Source organism: Trichloromonas sp. (genome assembly GCF_034006665.1).
Taxonomy (GTDB): domain Bacteria; phylum Desulfobacterota; class Desulfuromonadia; order Desulfuromonadales; family Trichloromonadaceae; genus Trichloromonas.
The window spans coordinates 1-18,688 of record NZ_JAVESI010000057.1; the positions used below are offsets into that span (position 1 = coordinate 1).

At 61.5% G+C, this 18,688-nt stretch carries 14 protein-coding genes; 3 read left to right on the forward strand and 11 right to left on the reverse strand.

Annotated features, from left to right (window positions below; all coding sequences use genetic code 11):
- Window positions 1-309: 309 nt before the first annotated feature.
- The 9 genes from tyrS to smc all read right to left on the reverse strand — a co-directional run bounded on the left by tyrS (window position 310) and on the right by smc (window position 10,679).
- A complete protein-coding gene (tyrS, locus tag RBR25_RS15880; RefSeq protein WP_432820544.1) occupies window positions 310-1,530 on the reverse strand; it encodes a tyrosine--tRNA ligase in 1,221 nt (406 codons plus the stop codon).
- Window positions 1,531-1,554: 24 nt separating this feature from the next.
- Window positions 1,555-2,340, reverse strand: coding sequence for a TIGR00282 family metallophosphoesterase (locus RBR25_RS15885; RefSeq protein WP_432820531.1), 786 nt, complete (start codon window positions 2,338-2,340; stop codon window positions 1,555-1,557).
- A gap of 40 nt (window positions 2,341-2,380) precedes the next feature.
- Window positions 2,381-3,943 carry a ribonuclease Y gene (gene rny / locus RBR25_RS15890; RefSeq protein WP_432820532.1) on the reverse strand — a complete coding sequence of 521 codons (1,563 nt, stop codon included), beginning with the start codon at window positions 3,941-3,943 and terminating at the stop codon, window positions 2,381-2,383.
- 59 nt (window positions 3,944-4,002) lie between these two features.
- Window positions 4,003-4,566 (reverse strand): 5-formyltetrahydrofolate cyclo-ligase, encoded by a 564-nt coding sequence (locus tag RBR25_RS15895; RefSeq protein ID WP_432820533.1) that lies wholly within the window; start codon window positions 4,564-4,566, stop codon window positions 4,003-4,005.
- A 401-nt stretch (window positions 4,567-4,967) separates the two neighbouring features.
- Complete coding sequence (locus RBR25_RS15900) at window positions 4,968-5,258, reverse strand: cell division protein ZapA (protein ID WP_432820534.1); 291 nt, start codon at window positions 5,256-5,258, stop codon at window positions 4,968-4,970.
- The gene (locus RBR25_RS15905; RefSeq protein ID WP_432820535.1) at window positions 5,255-5,455 is read right to left on the reverse strand and encodes a cell division protein ZapB; all 201 of its coding nucleotides are present in this window, start codon (window positions 5,453-5,455) and stop codon (window positions 5,255-5,257) included. Before RBR25_RS15905 ends, RBR25_RS15900 begins: the two co-directional genes overlap by 4 nt.
- Window positions 5,456-5,516: 61 nt before the next feature.
- Entirely contained in the window at window positions 5,517-6,743 is a 1,227-nt protein-coding gene (ftsY, locus tag RBR25_RS15910; RefSeq protein ID WP_432820536.1) for a signal recognition particle-docking protein FtsY, read from the reverse strand.
- Window positions 6,744-6,790: 47 nt separating this feature from the next.
- Entirely contained in the window at window positions 6,791-7,150 is a 360-nt protein-coding gene (locus RBR25_RS15915; protein WP_432820537.1) for a roadblock/LC7 domain-containing protein, read from the reverse strand.
- The gene (gene smc, locus RBR25_RS15920; protein WP_432820538.1) at window positions 7,140-10,679 is read right to left on the reverse strand and encodes a chromosome segregation protein SMC; all 3,540 of its coding nucleotides are present in this window, start codon (window positions 10,677-10,679) and stop codon (window positions 7,140-7,142) included. The genes RBR25_RS15915 and smc overlap by 11 nt, the downstream gene beginning before the upstream one ends.
- A gap of 132 nt (window positions 10,680-10,811) precedes the next feature.
- Between smc and RBR25_RS15925 the strand changes: the two genes are divergently transcribed.
- The 3 genes from RBR25_RS15925 (at window position 10,812) to RBR25_RS15935 (ending at window position 16,352) form a co-directional block, all read left to right on the forward strand.
- Entirely contained in the window at window positions 10,812-11,720 is a 909-nt protein-coding gene (locus tag RBR25_RS15925; RefSeq protein ID WP_432820539.1) for an RluA family pseudouridine synthase, read from the forward strand.
- 10 nt (window positions 11,721-11,730) lie between these two features.
- Window positions 11,731-13,047: an ATP-binding protein gene (locus tag RBR25_RS15930; RefSeq protein WP_432820540.1), complete on the forward strand. Its 1,317-nt coding sequence runs from the start codon at window positions 11,731-11,733 to the stop codon at window positions 13,045-13,047.
- A gap of 80 nt (window positions 13,048-13,127) precedes the next feature.
- On the forward strand, window positions 13,128-16,352 hold the full coding sequence (locus RBR25_RS15935) for a YhdP family protein (RefSeq protein WP_432820541.1): 3,225 nt from the start codon (window positions 13,128-13,130) through the stop codon (window positions 16,350-16,352).
- Between the two features lie 100 nt (window positions 16,353-16,452).
- Here RBR25_RS15935 and RBR25_RS15940 read toward each other — a convergent pair whose 3' ends face one another.
- Both RBR25_RS15940 and RBR25_RS15945 read right to left on the reverse strand, forming a co-directional pair.
- A complete protein-coding gene (locus tag RBR25_RS15940) occupies window positions 16,453-16,977 on the reverse strand; it encodes a cysteine hydrolase family protein (protein ID WP_432820542.1) in 525 nt (174 codons plus the stop codon).
- A 176-nt stretch (window positions 16,978-17,153) separates the two neighbouring features.
- Window positions 17,154-18,170 carry an acyltransferase family protein gene (locus RBR25_RS15945; RefSeq protein WP_432820543.1) on the reverse strand — a complete coding sequence of 339 codons (1,017 nt, stop codon included), beginning with the start codon at window positions 18,168-18,170 and terminating at the stop codon, window positions 17,154-17,156.
- Window positions 18,171-18,688: the final 518 nt, after the last annotated feature.

The following is an 18,688-nucleotide window of genomic DNA, read 5'->3' on the forward strand; positions in this document are numbered from 1 at the left end:
AAACTCTCCAGTTGTTTAAACTGTATAAGTTGATTCTGTTTTCTCATTGTTTCTGCTTTGGTTTGACTTGCCCGCAAACCATCTTTCAAGCGTCTGCTATTTAGTTTTCAAAGACCAGATTGCTGCGTTTTTTTGCTTGGCACAGGAGCGAGAAAGTATCAAAACCAACCCTGCCTGTCAATCTCTTTTTTCAACTTTTTCTTCTTGGCGTTGCTCTACTCATCTGCCGTCTGGCACCTTTCGACAACGGAGGCCGTTTATACCCAATCCAGAATTTTCTGTCAAGGGCGATTTCGTCCCCCCGGCATTTTATTTCGTTACAAATTCGATGCGGGCGAACCTGCGCTTCCCAGCCTGCAGCACCAGAGCCTGATGATCGTCGATTTCTAGGTCGGGGTTCTCGACCTTTTCCCCATCGATCTTCACCCCCCCCTGTTGAATGAGACGGCGGGCTTCACCGTTGGATTTGGTCAGGCCGGTGTCGGTCAGCAGCTTGCAGATCCACAGGGGGCCGGAGGCGGCCAGACTGATCACTTCGATGTCGTCGGGAATTTCCTTCTGCTTGAACTGCTGGACAAAATCCTCCTCGGCCTGCCGGGACTCGGCGGAACCGTGGAAACGCGCCACGAGTTCCCGCGCCAGCGCCTTCTTGCTCTCCATGGGGTGAGCGCCGTCGGGGCGGCCGGCGACGCCGTCCTTGACCTTCTGCAAGGCGGCGAGATCGACGTCAGAAAGCAGTTCATAGTAGCGCACCATCAGCTCATCAGTAATGCTCATCACCTTGCCGAAAATCTCCTTGGGCGGTTCGGTGATGCCGATGTAGTTCCCCAGGGATTTGCTCATCTTGTTGACGCCGTCGAGGCCTTCGAGCAGCGGCATAGTCAACACCGACTGGGGACGCTGCCCTTCCTGCCGTTGCAGCTCGCGCCCGACCAGCAAGTTGAACTTCTGATCGGTGCCGCCCAGTTCCACATCGGACTTCAGGGCGACCGAGTCGTAGCCCTGCACCAGCGGGTAGAGGAATTCATGGATCGCGATCGGTTGCTGTCCGGCGAAGCGCTTGTGGAAGTCGTCCCGCTCGAGCATGCGCGCCACCGTATAGCGGGAGGCCAGAGCGATGAGGCCGGCGGCGGACATCGGCCCCATCCAGCTGCTGTTGAAAACGACTTCGGTCTTGCCGGGGTCGAGAATTTTGAAGACCTGCTCCTTGTAGGTCTCGGCATTGGCAAGCACCTGCTCACGGGTCAGAGCCTTACGGGTTTCGTTCTTCCCGGTCGGGTCACCGATCATGCCGGTGAAGTCGCCGATCAGGAAACAGACATGGTGGCCCAGATCCTGAAACTGTTTGAGCTTCTGGATCAAGACCGTGTGTCCGACATGCAGATCGGGAGCGGTCGGATCGAACCCTGCCTTGATTTTCAAAGGAACGCCGGTCTTCACCGATTGCGCGATCTTTTCCTCCAACTCCGCCTCGACGAGAACCTCCACCGCCCCGCGCCGGATAACAGCCATCTGTTCCTGAACCGACAACATCATGATTATGCCCTTCTTAGGTTAGTCAGCGAGCTCTTCAAGCACGCGTTCGATGGCGACGGCATGACCGGTTTTCTCATTGATGGTCACGACCACGGCACAAACCACGGAATCCTTCTTCGCCACCTCGAAACGCACCGGCAAAAGAGAGAGAAACCTTTCCACCGCCAGCTCCTTGCGGATGCCGATAACCGAATCGCGGCTACCGGTCATGCCGACATCGGTCATGTAAGCGGTCCCGCCGGGGAGAATACGCTCATCGGCGGTAGGCACATGGGTGTGGGTACCGACCACGGCCGAGACCCGGCCGTCGAGATAACACCCCATCGCCGCCTTTTCACTGGTCGCCTCGGCATGAAAATCGACGAAAATGATCGACGTCTGCCGGCGCAATTCCTCGACCAACGCATCGGCAACACGAAAGGGGCATTCCAGATTATTCATGAACACCCGGCCTTCGAGGTTGAGAATCCCCACGGGGATACCGGCGCTGGTGGTAAAGACCCCATGTCCCCGGCCAGGTGCTCCGGCGGGATAATTGGCCGGGCGAAGCAGTCGTTTCTGGCTTTGCAGATAGGGATAGAGCTCCTTCTTGTCCCAGATATGATTACCCGAGGTCAACACGTCGACACCGAGATCGTACAGCTCCCGGGCCAGATCGGCGGTCAGACCGAATCCGGCAGCGGCATTTTCACCATTGGCCACCACCAAGTCGATCTGGTGCCGGTCCACGAGCCGCCCGAGACGACTGGACAGAGCCAGGCGTCCGGCGCGGCCGACGATATCTCCGATAAAGAGGATTTTCAAAGGAACTCCAGATGCAAGCGCCAACTCAAGACAAGGCGCGCTATTTGGCGTATTCGGTGGCCCGGGTTTCGCGGATGACGTTCACCTTGATCTGCCCCGGATAGGTCATCTCGGCTTCGATCTTGCGGGCGATGTCCTTGGCCAGCACATAGGACTGGGCATCGGAAACGTCCTCGCTCGATACCATGACCCGGATTTCGCGCCCTGCCTGAATGGCGTAGCAACTGGAAACGCCGGAGAAGGAAGTGCCGATGCGCTCCAAATCTTCGAGTCGCTTGACGTAGGTTTCGAGCATCTCGCGACGGGCACCGGGACGGGCTCCGGAGAGGGCATCGGCGGCCTGAACCAAAACCGCGAGGATACTTTCGGGCTTCTCATCTTCGTGATGGGCGGCGATGGCATGAACGATCTTGGGGGATTCGCCGTATTTGCGGGCGAGATCAGCACCGATGACCGCATGGGAACCTTCGACTTCGTGGTCCACAGCCTTGCCGATATCGTGGAGCAGACCGGCGCGCTTGGCCTGCTTCACGTTGACCCCCAGTTCGCTCGCCATGATGCCGCAGAGGAAGGCGACCTCCAGCGAATGCTGCAGGACATTCTGTCCATAGGAGGTGCGATAGCGCAATCGGCCAATGAGCTTGATGATCTCGGGATGAATTCCGTGCACACCGACGTCGAAAGTCGCCTGCTCCCCCGCCTCGCGGATGGCGTCATCCACCTCCTGTTCGGCCTTGGCCACGACCTCCTCGATACGCGCCGGGTGAATGCGGCCGTCAGCCACCAGTCGTTCCAGGGTCAGCCGGGCGACTTCTCGGCGTACCGGGTTAAAGCCGGAAATGATCACCGCCTCGGGAGTGTCATCGATAATGAGATCAATCCCGGTAGCCGCCTCGATGGCGCGAATGTTGCGCCCTTCCCGCCCAATGATGCGACCCTTCATCTCGTCCGTCGGCAGCGGAACCACACTGACCGCCTTTTCCGCCACATAGTCCCCGGCGTAGCGCTGAATAGCCAAGGCCAGGATCTCCTTGGCCTTCTTATCGGCGATCTCCTTGGCCTCATCCTCGATCTGCTTGATGCGCTTGGCGGCATCGTGACGCGCTTCGCTCTCCATGCCGGCGATGATGGTCTGTTTCGCCTCCTCGGCGGTCATGCCGGAAATCTTCTCCAGCCGCTCGGCCTGCTGGGCGACCAGATCTTCCGCCTCCCTCTCCCGGGCACGGACCTTGTCTTCCAGCAGCGGCAGCGCCCGCTCCCGCTGGGAAAGTTCTTCTTCCCGGCCGTCGAGTTGAAGGCTCTTGCGATCCAGATGCTCTTCCCGTTGCAGCAGACGCTTTTCCTGGGCCTGGATTTCCCGGCGCAACTCCCGGGCTTCTTTCTCCCACTCGGCCTTGGCTTCCAGAACCGCGTCCTTGGCCTGGATCAACGCTTCCTTTTTGATACTGTCGGCGTTTTTCCGCGCCTCGTCGATAATCTGTTCGGCGGTCAGTTCGGCTCCGGCAAGGCGGGATTCAATAAATTTACGACGCAGCAGCGAGCCGCCGAAGGCACCTCCGGCGAGCGCGATGAGGATCAACAACAATGCGATTTCTATGGACAAAACGGTATCCTCCTAAATGAGGTGGTCAGGGAATCCCCCCCGAAAGCCGCGGCAGCCTGCTAGGGGAGACCAAAACGCAGAATCCGGGATTCGGTGATCAGCAGATGCATGGCAATGTCATGATTCTCCACGGGCAGAGAGTCCAGCAGCTGCAATTCGTAACAGAAACCGACACGCCGGGGCCTCATCTTCAGGCCCTGGAGTAGGCGGTCGTAACATCCCTTTCCGTAACCCAGTCGAAAACCTTCCAGGTCGTAGGCGACCCCGGGGATGACCATCAGGTCGACGGCCGCAAGGGGCAGAATGTTATCGCCGGTAGGCTCGGGAATGCCGAAACGACCTAGGCGTAGCTCGCCCAAGTCGGAGACCTCGACGAATTCCAGGTCGCCGCCGACGACCCGGGGATAGACCAGCCGCTTCCCCCCTGTACGGGCGGCATGAAAAATTCCGGAGGTCGGAACCTCGTCGTGGACCGGGCTGTACAGCGCCAAAACGGTCGCGGCGGCATATTCCGGAGAACTCAGCAACCCAGTTTGGGCAGCGTCACCCCAGGCGGCGCGGTCAGACGCCGATATATTCCGCCGCCGCGCCAACATGGCGGAACGTAAGGATTGTTTGGGCATGGCCAGAGTACTCCGTTCGGGAGCCCTGGAGGAGAGACACGGAAGGCAGGCAGGCGGGGTTCAGGAAAAGATCAACCACGAAGCATCGTAAACAGGGCGGGCGGAAAAGGAGGCATACCCCCATCATCGGAAGTCGGAACCGCGAAAATCTTATCGGCGAAACTCCTTGAGCCGGGAGCGCAAAGAAAACTCCCCAGGCCCCGCTAAAACCCTACGAAAGCTACGATAACTATGAAACAAAGCCGAGGCTGAAAACCAAACCGGTTAACCGTCGCGGACCGGCCGCGACCCAAGGGGTACCGCCATTTCGATGTCGCATCTCCAGCAGGGAGATGATTATTCAAGAAGCCGCGCGACCCTTGCCGGTTTCGGTTCAAGGTCGTGTCGGATGACCGCCCGATCTATTGTCCGAAGGAGAAATCCTCCAGTTGTTCCAGCATCACCCGCAGGCGTCGATTGATCCCCTCGTCGCCCTCGCGAGCAACCAGTTCCTGTTGCCGGAGCAGGTGTCCCGAAACATTCATCAGCGTCAGAATAGCCGCAGCCAGGGTGTCGGCGGAACGACTCGCGGTCGTCACTTCGGTCAAGCGGTCATTAACGTAAGCGGCGACCCGTCTCACTTCCTCAACCGGCTCGGCGCTTCTAATCACGTAGGGTTGACCGAGGATCGTGACCTCCACCGACTGCTTCAAAGAACCTCCTCGTCGAGAAGGTCCAACCGACCGATAATCCGATCGATTTCCTCACGGAAAACCTGCCGTTCATCCCGCAGCGCCTGATTTTCCCGTTCAAGCTCTTGCATGCGCCGGACCAGCTCCTGGTGCCGGTCAAGCAATTGGGTCAGCTTTTCTTCGAGCCGGGCGACCAGCTCCAGGGTCTCGGATGCCATCGTGAAACTCTCCAGTTCGAATGAAAATATTAGAAAAAGGGCCGGGCAAAGTCAAGATTTTTCAGGGTTCCCGAAACAGTGCGTCGACGAAGAGATCGGGGTCGAAGGGTCGCAGATCGTCGACCCCCTCGCCGATCCCCACATAACGCACCGGCAGACCCAGTTCGGCACCGATGGCGACCACCATCCCCCCCTTGGCGGTGCCGTCAAGCTTGGTCAGAGCGATCCCCGAAACCTCCACCGCCTCCTTGAAGAGCCGCGCCTGGGTCAGGGCGTTCTGACCAGTGGTGGCGTCAAGCACCAGCAGAGTTTCGTGCGGAGCGCCGGGGATCTCCCGAGCGAGCACCCGACGAATTTTTTTCATCTCTTCCATGAGATTGACTTTGGTATGCAGTCGACCGGCGGTATCGAGAATCATCACCTCGGCCTTGCGCGCCAAGGCGGCTTTGGCGCTGTCGAAGGCCACGGCGGCCGGATCGGCCCCTTCGCCGTGACGGATCACCTCGACCCCGGCCCGCTCTCCCCAGATCGCCAACTGCTCGGCGGCAGCGGCGCGAAAGGTGTCGCCGGCACCAAGAACGACACGCTTGCCCTGGGCGGTGAACTGCCGAGCCAGTTTGCCGATGGTAGTGGTCTTGCCGACGCCGTTGACGCCGACCACCATGATCACAAAGGGCTGGGTCCGCTCCAGGTCGAGGGTGCCGGCCTCCAGCCTGAGGCGTTCGCGCAGTTCCTCGCGCAAGGCTGTACGCAGGGCTGCGGGGGACATTTCCCCCCGCGCCACCCGAAAGCGGAGCGACTGGATGACATCGCGGGTGGTGGCCATACCGAAGTCGGCGGTGATGAGCAACTCCTCCAGATCATCGAGGAGTTCGTCGTCCACCCGCCGTCCGCTGAGCAGACTATCGAGACGGCCGACCAAGGCGCCCTGAGTCTTCGCCAGTCCGGCGCGCATCCGCTCAAAAAGATTCGGAGCCGGTGCCGGCGGAACTTCGGCCGGAAGAACCGGTGCTTCCTCGGCCGCCCTTTCGGCTTCTTCTTCCGGCGCGACTTCCGCACGGCGTGAAGGAAGGGGCCGTTTGCGCCTCCCGATCCGCAGCAACAACAGGATAAAAAACGCCACCGCCAGAGTGACCAGCAGGTAGAGAAGTCCGAGCGCCCCGACTTCACGATAGACTTCCGGCACCCCCAGCTCTCCGAGAAGCGGGGCGACGGTTTGCACCCACAGGGTGAGCAACTCTCCGAGTTGGGCGAGATAATCCTTCAGCAGCTTGGAAAACTGATCCATAGTCAATTCACTCCCGGAAGACGGCTAAACAGCGGCCATGAGGGCGCTCAGCCGATCTCCCTGATCAAACGCGCGACACAGCGGCGCGCCTCGAAAAGCGCCCGCCCCAAGGCCTGCCCCCGCGCCAGGGTCAAGACCAGAAAATAGTCCGAAGTCACCGGCAGGATGAGGATCTCCATACGGTCCGTGGTGATGATGATCTCCCGAGGATCGGCCCCTTCGAGGCGTCGCACCAGATCGCGAAGCTGGTTGAGAATCACCCCCTTGTGGGCACCGATCACCTTGAGCTCGTAGTCATCCATACACGCAACCTGATCAACCGCCTCGCCTTCCCAGTCGGCGAGGATCGCCCCGCCGGCGTCGGGCACCGCCGCAACCAGATCCCCGAGAATCACCTTAAAGGCCATAGGCCTCCTCGAATTCGTGAAAACGCACCGAAACCAGCTTGGAAACCCCCGGCTCCTCCATGGTCACGCCGTAGAGGGTGTCGGCAACCTCCATGGTCCGCTTGCTGTGGGTAATGATGATAAACTGGGAAACCTGCGACATCTCCTTGATCATTTCGTTGAAACGGCCGATGTTGGCGTCGTCCAGGGGGGCATCCACCTCGTCGAGCATGCAGAAAGGGGAAGGCTTGATCAGGAAGATGGAAAAGATCAGCGCCACCGCCGTGAGCGCCTTTTCCCCCCCGGAAAGAAGGCTGACGTTCTGCAGCTTCTTGCCCGGCGGCTGGACGATGATCTCGATCCCGGTCTCCAGCAGGTCGCTTTCGTCGGTCAGCCGCAGCTCTCCCTGGCCCCCGCGAAAAAGGCGGGGAAAGATTTCCCGGAACTTGTCATTGACCAGATCGAAGGTCTCGCGAAAACGCTTGCGGGTGGTGCGGTTGATCTTGCCGATAGCGGTCTGGAGTCCCTCCAGGGACTGGCGCAGATCCTCCTGCTGCTCCTGAAGGAACCGCCCCCGCTCGTCCAGTTCGCGATATTCCTCGATGGCGGTAAGATTGACCTCGCCGATCCCGTCAATGGCCTGACGCAGATCCTCCAGACGCCCTTGCGCCGAATCCGCGTCGAACTCAGCCGCCGGCAAGGCGTCGTCGCGCAAATCGACCCGATAGCGTTCAAGGACGGTGGCATGGAGATGTTCCGCTTCCAAAGCCAGTTCCCGCAGCCGCAGCTGCCCGGCGCCATGGGCCTCGCGCAGGGTATCGATCTCTTCGCGCAGACGGCGAAGACTCTCCTGCCGTTCTTCCAGTTTTTCCTGGGTCAGGGCGAAGCGCTCCCGAACCTCAGCCAGACGCGCATGATCCTCGCCGTGGCGTTTGGTCAGCACTTCCTGCTCGATCTTCAGTCGTGCGCTTTCGCCCTCCAGACGTGCCTCTTCCGCCTGTGCCTCGCGGCAGTGCTCGGCGATCAACGTACGCCGGCCCTGCAAATCCCGACGCAGGCGCGCCAGGCGCGCCACCTCCGCCCGGTGACCATCCTCACGTTCGCGCAGGCCGGCAACCGCCACCTTGAGAGCCGTCACCCGGTCGCGCACCACGGCGATTTCCCGGCGCAGGATCTGAGTCTCTTCCTGAATCCGGGCGAGGGCATCCTCGTGCTCCAGACGCTGTCCTTCCAGATCCCCGCGGGCGTTCAAGGTCTCTTCCAGACGCCGGTCAAGCTCGCGCTCTTCGCCGTGCAGCTGTTCGTCTTCGAGGACCAGTACCTCCAGACGTTCGTCCAGGCGGGCACGGGTCTCTTCCAGACGCTGCAGATCCTTTTCGCTGTCCTTGACCTTGAGGGCCTGCCCGTGCCGGGCACCGTCGACCTCGCGCAGCCGCTCCTCACTCTCGCGCAGGGCCTCACGCAAGTGCTCCCGCTCCCCTTCGAGGGCAGAGAGGCACTCCTCTTGGGATTCAACCCGCACGGCTAGTTCCTTCATTTCCCGTTTTTTGTGCAGCAGCCCCTGTCCCAACCCCTGGCGGCCGCCGCCGGTGAATTCCCCGCGCCAGCTCAACAGTTCGCCAGCCTCGGTGACCAGCAGCGTTCCCGCGGGCAGGGACTCTCCCGAATAGGGCTCCAGACTCGGCACCTGGCCGCAACCGGCAAGCAGGGCGTGAACCAGAGGCTCGCTTCCCGGCCGGGGGCGGACCAGTTCCGCCAGCGGCCGAGCACCGGCGGGAATCACCGCTGAGGCCGCTTGCCACCCGGGCCAGTGGAAGGTCGCGCGGCCGTCCCGGCCGCCGAGAAAGGCGGCGGCAGCGACGGCGGTCGCGCGATCGGGGACGACCAGGGCCTGCAAACGCTCGCCGAGAACCGCTTCCAGAGCCGTTTCCAAATGGGCCGGAGCTTCGAGGTGATCGGCGACCACGCCGGAGAAACAGTCACGCCACTCAGCGTGGGCCAGAAGCGCCTTGACCCCGCCGCCGTAACCTTCCAGATCCTGCTCCAGCTGGCGCAGGGAGAGAAGCCGGGAACGGTTGCGCCCGAGTTCCTCGCGGTGCCGGGCGAGGACTGACTCGTTCTCCTCCCGCTCTTCCCGCAAGCGGGCGACGGCGTCACGCAACCGCTCCTGTTCCGCGCCCAGGGCTTCATGGGCGGCACGGAGGGCGGCGAGGGACGTAGCCATCTCGGCGATGAGGGATTCGGCCTCGCCGAACTGTTCCCGCAAACGCACCGTCTCCCCACGTTGTCGGGATTTGCGTTCTTCGAGCTGACGGCGGCGACGCTCAACCTCCTGCTGCCCGGCACTCAGCTGGGAAAGCTCGGTCAGCAGCCGGTAGAGAAGCTGGCGGGTTTCCTGCTGCGCCGCCTCCAGATCCTCGTCCCGCTGAGCAAGTTCGGCCAAGGCGACCTCGCCCTCGGCCAGATGCCGCGACTCCCGTTCCAGATCCCCACCCAGGTCTTCGCGGGTCTGCCTGAGGCGTTCCTCCTCGCCGTCGGCCTCGGACAGACGCCGCGTCACCTCTTCTTCTTCGGCATGCCACTGCTCGCGGCGGCGAGCCAGGCTCTCCCCCTCGCGGGCAGCCAGAGAGAGCCGTCCGGCAACCTTTTCCAGTTCCGCGGCGAGAAGAAAGACCTGCTCCTGCAGACGAGCGACCACCCGCTCTTCTTCCCCCTGAGCCAGGCGGGCCTCGTCCAGGGTCTGCTCGTCGCGCTCCAAGCGCGTCGCCAGGGTGGCCAGCTTCCGGCGTTCCTCCCCATCCCGCGCCCCGGAGGTTTCGATGGCTACACCCAGTTCGGCGAAGCGCCGACGGGCCAACTCCACCTCGATCCCCTTGAGTTCCTCCCGCAGGGTGCGAAAGCGCTCGGCCTTCTGCGCCTGGCGCTTAAGGCTCGCCGTCTGCCGACGCACCTCGGCAACGATGTCCCCCAGCCGCAACAGGTTCTGGCGGGTCGCCTCGATCTTGCGCAGAGCGGCTTTCTTGCGGGATTTGTATTTGGTGACTCCAGCCGCCTCCTCGATGAGAAAGCGGCGATCCTCGGGCTTGGCGTTGAGGATCATGCCGATCTTGCCCTGCTCGATGATCGAGTAGGCGCGAGCGCCGATCCCGGTATCCATGAAGAGTTCGGAGATGTCAAGCAGGCGGCAGGGGATCTTGTTGATCAGATATTCGCTGTCGCCGTTGCGGAAGAGCCGGCGGGTGACCATGATTTCCGCGTACTGGCGGTAAGCGGCGGGAGCTTGGCCGTCGTCGTTGACGAAGATCATGGAGACCTCGGCCATGCCCAGGGGCCGGCGCGATTCGCTGCCGCCGAAGATCACGTCCTCCATGGCGCGGCCGCGCAGGTTTTTGGCGTTCTGCTCCCCCATCGCCCAGCGGATGGCGTCGACGATATTGCTCTTGCCGCAACCGTTGGGGCCAAGGATCGCGGTGATTCCCGACTCGAAATCGAGGGCAACCCGATCGACGAAGGATTTGAACCCCTGGATTTCTACCCGCTTGATCTTCATGGATGGGAAGAGACGACTCCTGAGCCGAACGGCCGAAAAAACCGATAACAGGGCATGTTATCAAGGGGCCAGCGGCATGTAAAGATTTTATCCGGTTGCCTTTAATCCGTCTCCGAAGGTATGATTCGAAGCATGATCGAATGGCAGGTTCTCTCCACAGACTCGAATAAGCCGCTGGAATTTCTGACGGATCGCCTTCCGGGCGTGCCGCGCGCCTATCTGCGCCAACTGCTGCGTAAGGGCCGGCTGCGCCGCGCGGGGATTCCCCTCGACGAAAGCGACGACCTGAAGCCCGGCGAGCGCATCATCCTGCCGGAAAGCACCCGACTGCGACAACTGCTTGCCCTCCCTCCGGCACCGGCTATTCTATACGAGACCCGGGAGATGTTGATCGTTGAAAAACCCGCCGGACTCGCCGTGCACGGCAGCCGGGGGCACGAGGAAGACCATCTGCTCGGCCGCATCCAGGCTCTGTTGAGAGAGCGCCGTACCCCCTATTCGGTGGCGCCGGTGCATCGCCTCGACCTGGAAACTTCGGGGCCGGTTCTTCTCGCCAAGGGGCGCCAAGCCGCCGGCTGCCTCGGCCGACTCTTCATGGACGGCGCCGCACGCAAAATCTACCTGGCCCTAGTCGCCGGGAAACTGGTCGGCACCGGGAAACTGGAGAGCCCGGTGCGCGCCAAGGGCAAGTTCAAGGAGTCGGCCACGCTCTTCCGGAATCTTACGACCTTCGGCGCATTCACCTTAGTCGAACTGGAGTTGCTCAGCGGCCGCACTCACCAGATCCGGCAGCAGCTGGCTGCCGCCGGTCATCCCCTGGCCGGCGACCGGCGCTACGGCGGCCCGACGTCGCCGGAACTTAAGCGGCTCTTTCTGCACTGCCGGCTGCTGGCGCTACCCGACCCCTTCGGTGGACTGGATGTCGTGGTCGAGAGCCCGCTTCCCGAAGAATTGGCCCAATGCCTAAGTCACATTCGAGGGGAGAACGCCCCTTGCCCCTTACGCCACCGCGCCGGAATGGAGCGGGCATCTGACCTGTGAAAGATAGCGGATGTATCGTAATTCCATAAGCCGCCGCCAAAGCCGCCGGATTCCACTAAAAATCGCCGGCATCTACACGGCCATCGGTGCTGCCTGGATTCTTCTCTCGGATCGGGCGCTCGCGGTCTTGGTCGCGGACCCGCACCTGGCGACCCGCCTGCAAACCTACAAGGGCTGGTTTTACGTTCTCGCTACCTCCGCCCTGCTCTATCTGCTGGTTCGTCGTCATACCCGCGCCCTCGGTACCCAGTTTGAGGAAATCCGCACCATCTTCGACTCCCTCAACGCCATCGTCTACGTCGCCGACTTGGAAACCCACGAACTCCTCCATCTCAATCGCCTCGGCGAAGAGCTGTCCGGAACCCGCGAATGGCAAGGAAAGAACTGTTTCGAGGTGTTGCAGACCAGCCAGCCGGGGCCTTGCGGCTTCTGCACCAACACTCACCTGGAGTCGAGCGGCCAGGCCCGCACCCCCTATACCTGGGTCTTCCGCAACACTCGCAACCAGCGCTGGTACCAGTGCATCGACAAAGCCATCCCCTGGTCCGACGGCCGCTTGGTCCGCCTGGAAATTGCTATCGACATCACCGAAAACCGGGAACTCGAAGAAATCAAAGACCAGATGCTCTCATCGGTCAGCCACGAAATGCGCACCCCGTTGACGGCCCTCCTTGGCTTCACCGAGTTCATGCTCGAACAGGAGACGACCGCCAACGAGCGACGGGGCTATCTCGAAGCCATGCAGCGGGAAGGACAACGCCTCAGCCGGCTGATCGACAACTTTCTCCGCCTCGGCCGTCTCAAGTCGCGGCGGGAAACCCTCCACCGTGAACGCCTTACCCCCTGGAAACTGCTCGCTCCCCTGGCGAAAAAGTACGCCCAGGCCTCCCCCCGTCACCCATTGCGCCTGGCGATTGCCCCGGAGGCCGGCCCCTTCTGGGGAGAGGCGGAAGATCTCACCTTGGTGTTCGACAACCTGCTGGCCAACGCCTTCCAGTACTCTCCCGAGGGCGGAGAAATCGTCCTTGGGGCCGAACCTCGGGGGAAGGAGGTTGTCCTATGGGTCAAGGATTCTGGCATCGGCTTGGAACCTGAAAACCTGGAGCGGGTTTTCGACCAATTTTACCGGGTCGACAACACCGACCGGCGCCGGACCAGCGGTGTCGGCCTTGGGTTGGCTCTGTCGCGGGAGATTGTGCTCCGTCATCAAGGCCGGATCTGGGCGGAAAGCTCCCCAGGCGCCGGCAGCACCTTCTTTGTCGCTCTGCCGGAAGCCGCGCAGGTTTCCAGCCCTTCGGAGCCGAAGAGCCCACACCAGGCCGATTAGCGGTTTTCTTCCACGCCGAAGCGGGCTAAACTTCCCCGCGCCGCAATCCTGGACCCTTAGCCGCCAAGCCGAGATTTTTCATGTTCCGCCGCCACCCGACCTTCGCCATCTATCTGACCCTGCTGCTCCTCCTCGCGGCGGCCGCGGCTATCTTTGTCTTCACCTTCGATCTCGATCACTATCGCCGCCAGCTGGAAGAAACCCTGGCCGCCACCCTGAAACGCCCTGTTACGCTGGGACAGGCACACCTCTCCTTCGCCAAGGGCGCGGCCCTCGATTTCTCGCGCATCGACATCGGCCCGGCACCCGACCGCCCGGGCAGCCTGAGCGCTGCGCACCTGCTCGTCAAGCCCGATCTCCACGAGATCCTGCAAGGACGCTTGACCTTCAACGAAATAGTCCTGAGCGAGCCACGTCTGACCCTGCCCCCCTTCGGCCACGAAAAGATTGATCCAAGAGCCCTCCTCGCCCTCCTCAATCAGCTCCGCATCCACGCCCTGAGTCTGCGCAACGGCGCCCTGCTGCAAGACCCGGCCGACGGCAAGGGGCGTGTCCACCTGCTCCTTTCCGGGGTGGAAGCCGCCTTAAGCGGAGTGAAACCGGGAGGGGCAGTGACGTTGGAAAGTTCTGGCCGTCATTGGCAAGGGGCAGAGTCCGCGCTCTTCGGCCTGCGCGGCAACCTGACGCCGAGCGCCGATCCGCAACGCTGGGAAGCTGTCCGGCTCGATCTTGCCCTGACCTTGGAACATCTGGCGCCGCAACCGCTGCTGGAACGTTTCTTCCACGCCGGCCGGACGTGGGATACCAGCGGCGCCCTCTCCCTCAACGGCACCGTCCGCGGCTCGCTCAATTCGGGGCTCGATCTGCGGCTGGAAGTCGGCGGCGAGGATCTGCTTCTGCACCTGCCGCAGCTCTATGAAACGCCCCTGCCCGTCAAACGGCTGCATCTCGCCGGCATCCTCGGCCATGCCACAGAGAGCTGGTCTTTCAATACCTTCTCCCTGCGGGTCGATGATCTGGAAGCGAGCGGCTCGTTACGCTGGAGCGTCCACGACGGACAACCCCGACTGGTTGCCTCGCTGAAAAGCTCACCCTTGCCGCTGTCGGGTCTGCGCAATCTGCGACCGCTGCAGGAGGCCTGGCCCGCCGTGGCACGGTTGAGAGGCGGTTCGCTGCAATTCCTGAGTCTTGAGACCGACGGCCCGACGCCCGGCCCGGGGCGGATGCCGGCCTTTCTTGACGCCCTCAAAGCGCGCCTGCTGCTGAAAGATCTCGACACGCGCCTGGACTGGCCCGGCAACCTGAGTGATCTCGCCGCCGAGCTGTCTTGGCAGGACGGGCAACTGCGGGTGGAAGCCGGCACAGCTCGGCTGGGAAAAGAACCCTTGAGCTTTTCCGGAATGATGGGGAAACCCTGGGAAGAGGACTTTCCGCTGCAACTACAGGCGAAAACCCTGCTTTCAGCCACGGAACTGCTGGCGAAACTCACTCCTCGGCCAATTCCCGGCTTGACCCTGTTCGGCCCCGTCCCCCTGCGGCTCAACCTCGCGGGCAACCCGCAGCAGCTGCACATCGATCTGGCCGCCGACCTGACCCAGGTTGGCGCCGCCTATCGCGGCCAGGTGGAAAAACCCCTTGGTCAACCGGCGACCCTATCGCTGCAAGGAGAAATCACCCCGAAACACCTGCTGCTCACAGCCGGACAACTGCATATGCTTCCCCTCGACCTGCATCTGACCGGCGACCTGTCCCGCCAGGGGCGACGACCCTTCAATCTGGCCCTGGAAATCGCCGCCCTCGACCTAGGGCAATGCCGTTCCCAGGTACCACTGCTGGAGAAGCTCCGGGCCGAAGGTGAGATCGCTCTGCGCTACACTCTCTCCGGAGACAACGGCAGACTCGAAAAACATTCAGGAATCGCCAAGCTGCGCCGGATCGGGGTCCATCTGACCCCGGTCATCGCCGATCTTCGCGAGGCCAACGGCGAAATTCTCCTCTCTCCCAACGGCGCCGAATCGCGCGACCTGACCCTGAAACTAGGCGGCTCCCCCCTTGATGTCGAAGCCAAGGTGGCCGACTTTCGTCAACCGGCGGTGGAGATCCAGGTCAGGGGGGACTCGGTACGCGCCGACGATATCATCTTTCACAACGACCGCGCTTTCCTGCGCCGCCTGAACGGCCACCTGCGCATCGACGGCAAGGGCCTCCTCTTCGATCCGGTGCGGGTACGCCTCGACGGCGGCACCGAGGCGACGGTTCGGGGCACGGTCACCTTCGCCGTGCCGGAAGTGCGGCTCGACATCGACGCCCCCTACGGCAACATTGACGAAGTCATCGCCCTCTGGCAACACCCCGAAGGAACGCCGGCCGAGCCCCCCGCCAAGGAGAAGAGGAAAACCCGGCTGCTGATCACCGCCGCCGCGCATCGCGGACAACTGGGCAATCTGCGCTTCGAAGAGGCGCGGGGGGAGATCAGCCTGCGCGACGGCATGTTGACCATCTTCCCCTTGCGTTTCCGCTCCGGCGAAGGACTGTGCCAGGGGCATGTTGCCGTCGATTCCTCGCTAGGGCGCCCCCCCCTCCTGAAGATCTCCGGACATCTGGATAATTTCGACGCTTCGGCCATTTACCACGAAATGTTGCGGCGAAAAGGGCTGGTCACCGGCGTCCTGCAAGGGGATTTCTATCTGGAGGGGCGGGCGGGAAAACCTTTTCTGGAAAGCTCCACAGGGGGAATGTCCTTCACGGTCCGGGATGGGGTGCTGCGCAAATTCCAGATTCTCTCCAAGGTTTTTTCCCTCTTCAACGTCTCGCAGATTCTCTCCCTGAATCTCCCCGACATGGATACCAAGGGGATGCCCTTCAGCTTGGTGCGCGCCAGCGCCAAGCTCGATCAGGGCATCCTTTCCACCGAAGATCTCTTCATCGACAGCACGTCGATGAACCTCTCCCTGGTTGGCAGCCTCAATCTGCGCACGGAGACCCTGGACATGGTCTTGGGGGTCAAGCCGCTCAGGGTGGTCGACCAGATCGTCACCAACATACCCTTTGCCGGCTGGCTTCTCGCCGGAGAAGAAAAGGCCCTGATCACCGCCCATTTCGCCATCACCGGGAAGAGCGACGCCCCCCAGGTCATGGTCATTCCCGTCACCTCGGTGTCGGAAAAGGTTATCGGCATCTTCAAGCGCGTCTTCGGCCTCCCCGGCAAGGTCGTCTCGGATGTCGGCGAGCTCTTCCAATCCTCTCCCAAGTCCACGCCCGAACCGCAAAGGGATCAGCCGGAATCGGCCCCTATTCGACCATGATGGTCCCCTCCCATGGCGGCACCATTCGCCTGGGATGCGGCCAGGGCTGCACCACCCATCTGCCCCAAACCGTCGCCAGAGATCTCTTCGCAGCCACACCCTAGCGAAGAACCCTGACTCCCAGCACCTGCTCCATCTGCCGCAGAGCAAAGGCGCCGTCCGCTTCATCCAGTGCGGCCACGGCGTCGACGGGCACCGTCACCCGATAGCCGCGCATGACCGCGTCAGCGGCGGTGTAGAGGACGCAGATATTGGTCACACAACCGGTCAAAACCAGATCCGTCACCCCTAATTCCTTGAGAATTCCATCCAGCGCGGTCCCCGCGAAACCCGAATAACTGGTCTTTTCCACGATTCGCTCTTCCGGCCGGGGCGCCAGTTCGTCGATCACCCGGGCGCCGACGCTGCCGCGCAAGGCGTGGGGCGGCCAGCCCATGCGCGAAAACTCCCGGTCGTCGGAAGCGTGAGCATCGCAGAGAAACAGAACCGGCACCCCTGTCCGCCGCGCCTCGGCCAGGCGTGCCCGTAGCGCCGGAAGAATCGTCCGGGTTTCCGGCACTTCCAGCACCGCTCCTTCCCGCACGAAATCGTTGAGCATGTCGATCACCAGCAAAGCCTGATTCATGTTTTTTCGCTCCTTTCCTGATCGCGTATCCCGTTAAAGCATAGCACCGACCAGCAACTATCCCGGCCCCAAAAAACGGCGACCGACAAGGGCGTAAACCTGGCGCAACCCGAGCTGCGGAAGCAACTCGGGTTGCGCTGTTTTTGCATAAAGAAGAGAGGAGAAACCCGCCAGATTCAGCCGGTGGCGGAAGAACCCGCCCCACGCAGAAGCCGCCGGGTGAGAGGGTCGAGGAGCCGGTTCTGGGTAAAACGTGCCGTCGCCGGGCCGGAAAGGGCGATGGTCAAGCCAAGCGCAACCAAGAACCACAGAACAACCCCGAGCGCCTGCGGCATCTTTTCAGCAAAGGCAAAGACACCGAACAGCGCCAGAAATTTCACCACAAATCCGTGCCAAGCGTAGACATGCAGGGAGTTCGCCCCCCGCTCCGACATCCAGGTCTGCTCTTGGGGGATGAGCAACAACACCGCGCCGGCCGTGGTCAGGGAGAGGGCATAGACGCCAAGGCGCGCGAAGACGCCGAAGGTCTCCACCCCGAGGGTGGCGTAGGAGACACTGCCAAAAAGCCAGCGCGCCGAAAAATCGCTAGCGAGGAGGAAGAAAAGAACGTTTCCGGCGACGACGGCGACGGGGAGATAACGGGGCAGCCGTTGCCGCCAGGCCGCGACATCGAAACCGGAAACGACCATCCGCTGGCCGATCAGGAAAAAGGGGAAGAAAAACAAGGTGCGTGACAAACCGAGAAAATAGCCGATCTGATCGGAATAGCCCGCCGCCAGCGCCAGGGCGAAGGCGATGGGCAGGGGGTATTTCAGTTTCATGAAAAAGGGCGCGAAGACCCGCCAGCAGAAGAGACTGAGCAGAAACCAGAGCAGCCAGTAGGGCTGCAAACCGGTACTGTAATGGCTGATACGCCCCGTGGTCAGCAGGTTGAAGAGTTCATAGAGCAGGGTGAAGGCGAGAAAAGGGACGAGCAGCGACTGGATGATTTTTGCCGACGGATCCCCCTGCGGATCGGGCTTGGTCAACAGACCGCACAGCAGCACGAAGACCGGCATGTGAAAGGAGTAGATGCTCAGGTACAGCGCCCGGACCAGCCCCCCCTGCCCCGCCGACGGTTCGAGCAGATGCCCGAAGACGACCAGGAAAATCATCAGAAATTTGGTGTTGTCGTACAGGTAATTACGCGGCATGCCGACCTCCCCGAAAGCGGTTGAATGAAGAAATTATCCGCTCTTTCACGGGGAGGAAGCAAGCGACGAAATCATAATTCACAAAACACACTTTTGCGGGACGAATCAGCCCTTGTCACCTACCTAAACCCCTAAGATCACTATCAACTGTAGCGAAACCGGTTTCTTGGGCACAAATTTAGATTACGCTGCCCGACGGGGTTTTCCCCCGCGATTGCATCAGGGTTAAAGACTGGTAATATTAAATAAAAAGCCCCCAACACTGATGCCCTCGCGAAAAGAGAAGGTCCGATAAATAGCTTAAATCATTAGATTATTTGCAATTTTTTTCTTGCGCCGGGACGCGACCTATGGTATATTCCTCAACTATTCCAATGCTTTGCGAGGGGCTACCATGATTCACGTCAAAGACCACAAACAGGTCGACTTGTTCCATCCCTTTGAGCATCTCGGCCCGAAACGGCTCGCCCTCCTGGAATCCTCTTGGGCGCATCTGTTCCGGGAGGAGATCCTTCACA

Bases quoted from the DNA above. Each gene is read 5' to 3' on its own strand.
- RBR25_RS15940 (WP_432820542.1), bottom strand. From the start codon at position 16,977: ATGAATCAGGCTTTGCTGGTGATCGACATGCTCAACGATTTCGTGCGG.
- ftsY (WP_432820536.1), bottom strand. From the start codon at position 6,743: ATGGATCAGTTTTCCAAGCTGCTGAAGGATTATCTCGCCCAACTCGGA.
- smc (WP_432820538.1), bottom strand. From the start codon at position 10,679: ATGAAGATCAAGCGGGTAGAAATCCAGGGGTTCAAATCCTTCGTCGAT.
- RBR25_RS15935 (WP_432820541.1), top strand. From the start codon at position 13,128: ATGTTCCGCCGCCACCCGACCTTCGCCATCTATCTGACCCTGCTGCTC.
- RBR25_RS15915 (WP_432820537.1), bottom strand. From the start codon at position 7,150: ATGGCCTTTAAGGTGATTCTCGGGGATCTGGTTGCGGCGGTGCCCGAC.
- RBR25_RS15945 (WP_432820543.1), bottom strand. From the start codon at position 18,170: ATGCCGCGTAATTACCTGTACGACAACACCAAATTTCTGATGATTTTC.
- RBR25_RS15925 (WP_432820539.1), top strand. From the start codon at position 10,812: ATGATCGAATGGCAGGTTCTCTCCACAGACTCGAATAAGCCGCTGGAA.
- RBR25_RS15930 (WP_432820540.1), top strand. From the start codon at position 11,731: ATGTATCGTAATTCCATAAGCCGCCGCCAAAGCCGCCGGATTCCACTA.
- RBR25_RS15905 (WP_432820535.1), bottom strand. From the start codon at position 5,455: ATGGCATCCGAGACCCTGGAGCTGGTCGCCCGGCTCGAAGAAAAGCTG.
- RBR25_RS15895 (WP_432820533.1), bottom strand. From the start codon at position 4,566: ATGCCCAAACAATCCTTACGTTCCGCCATGTTGGCGCGGCGGCGGAAT.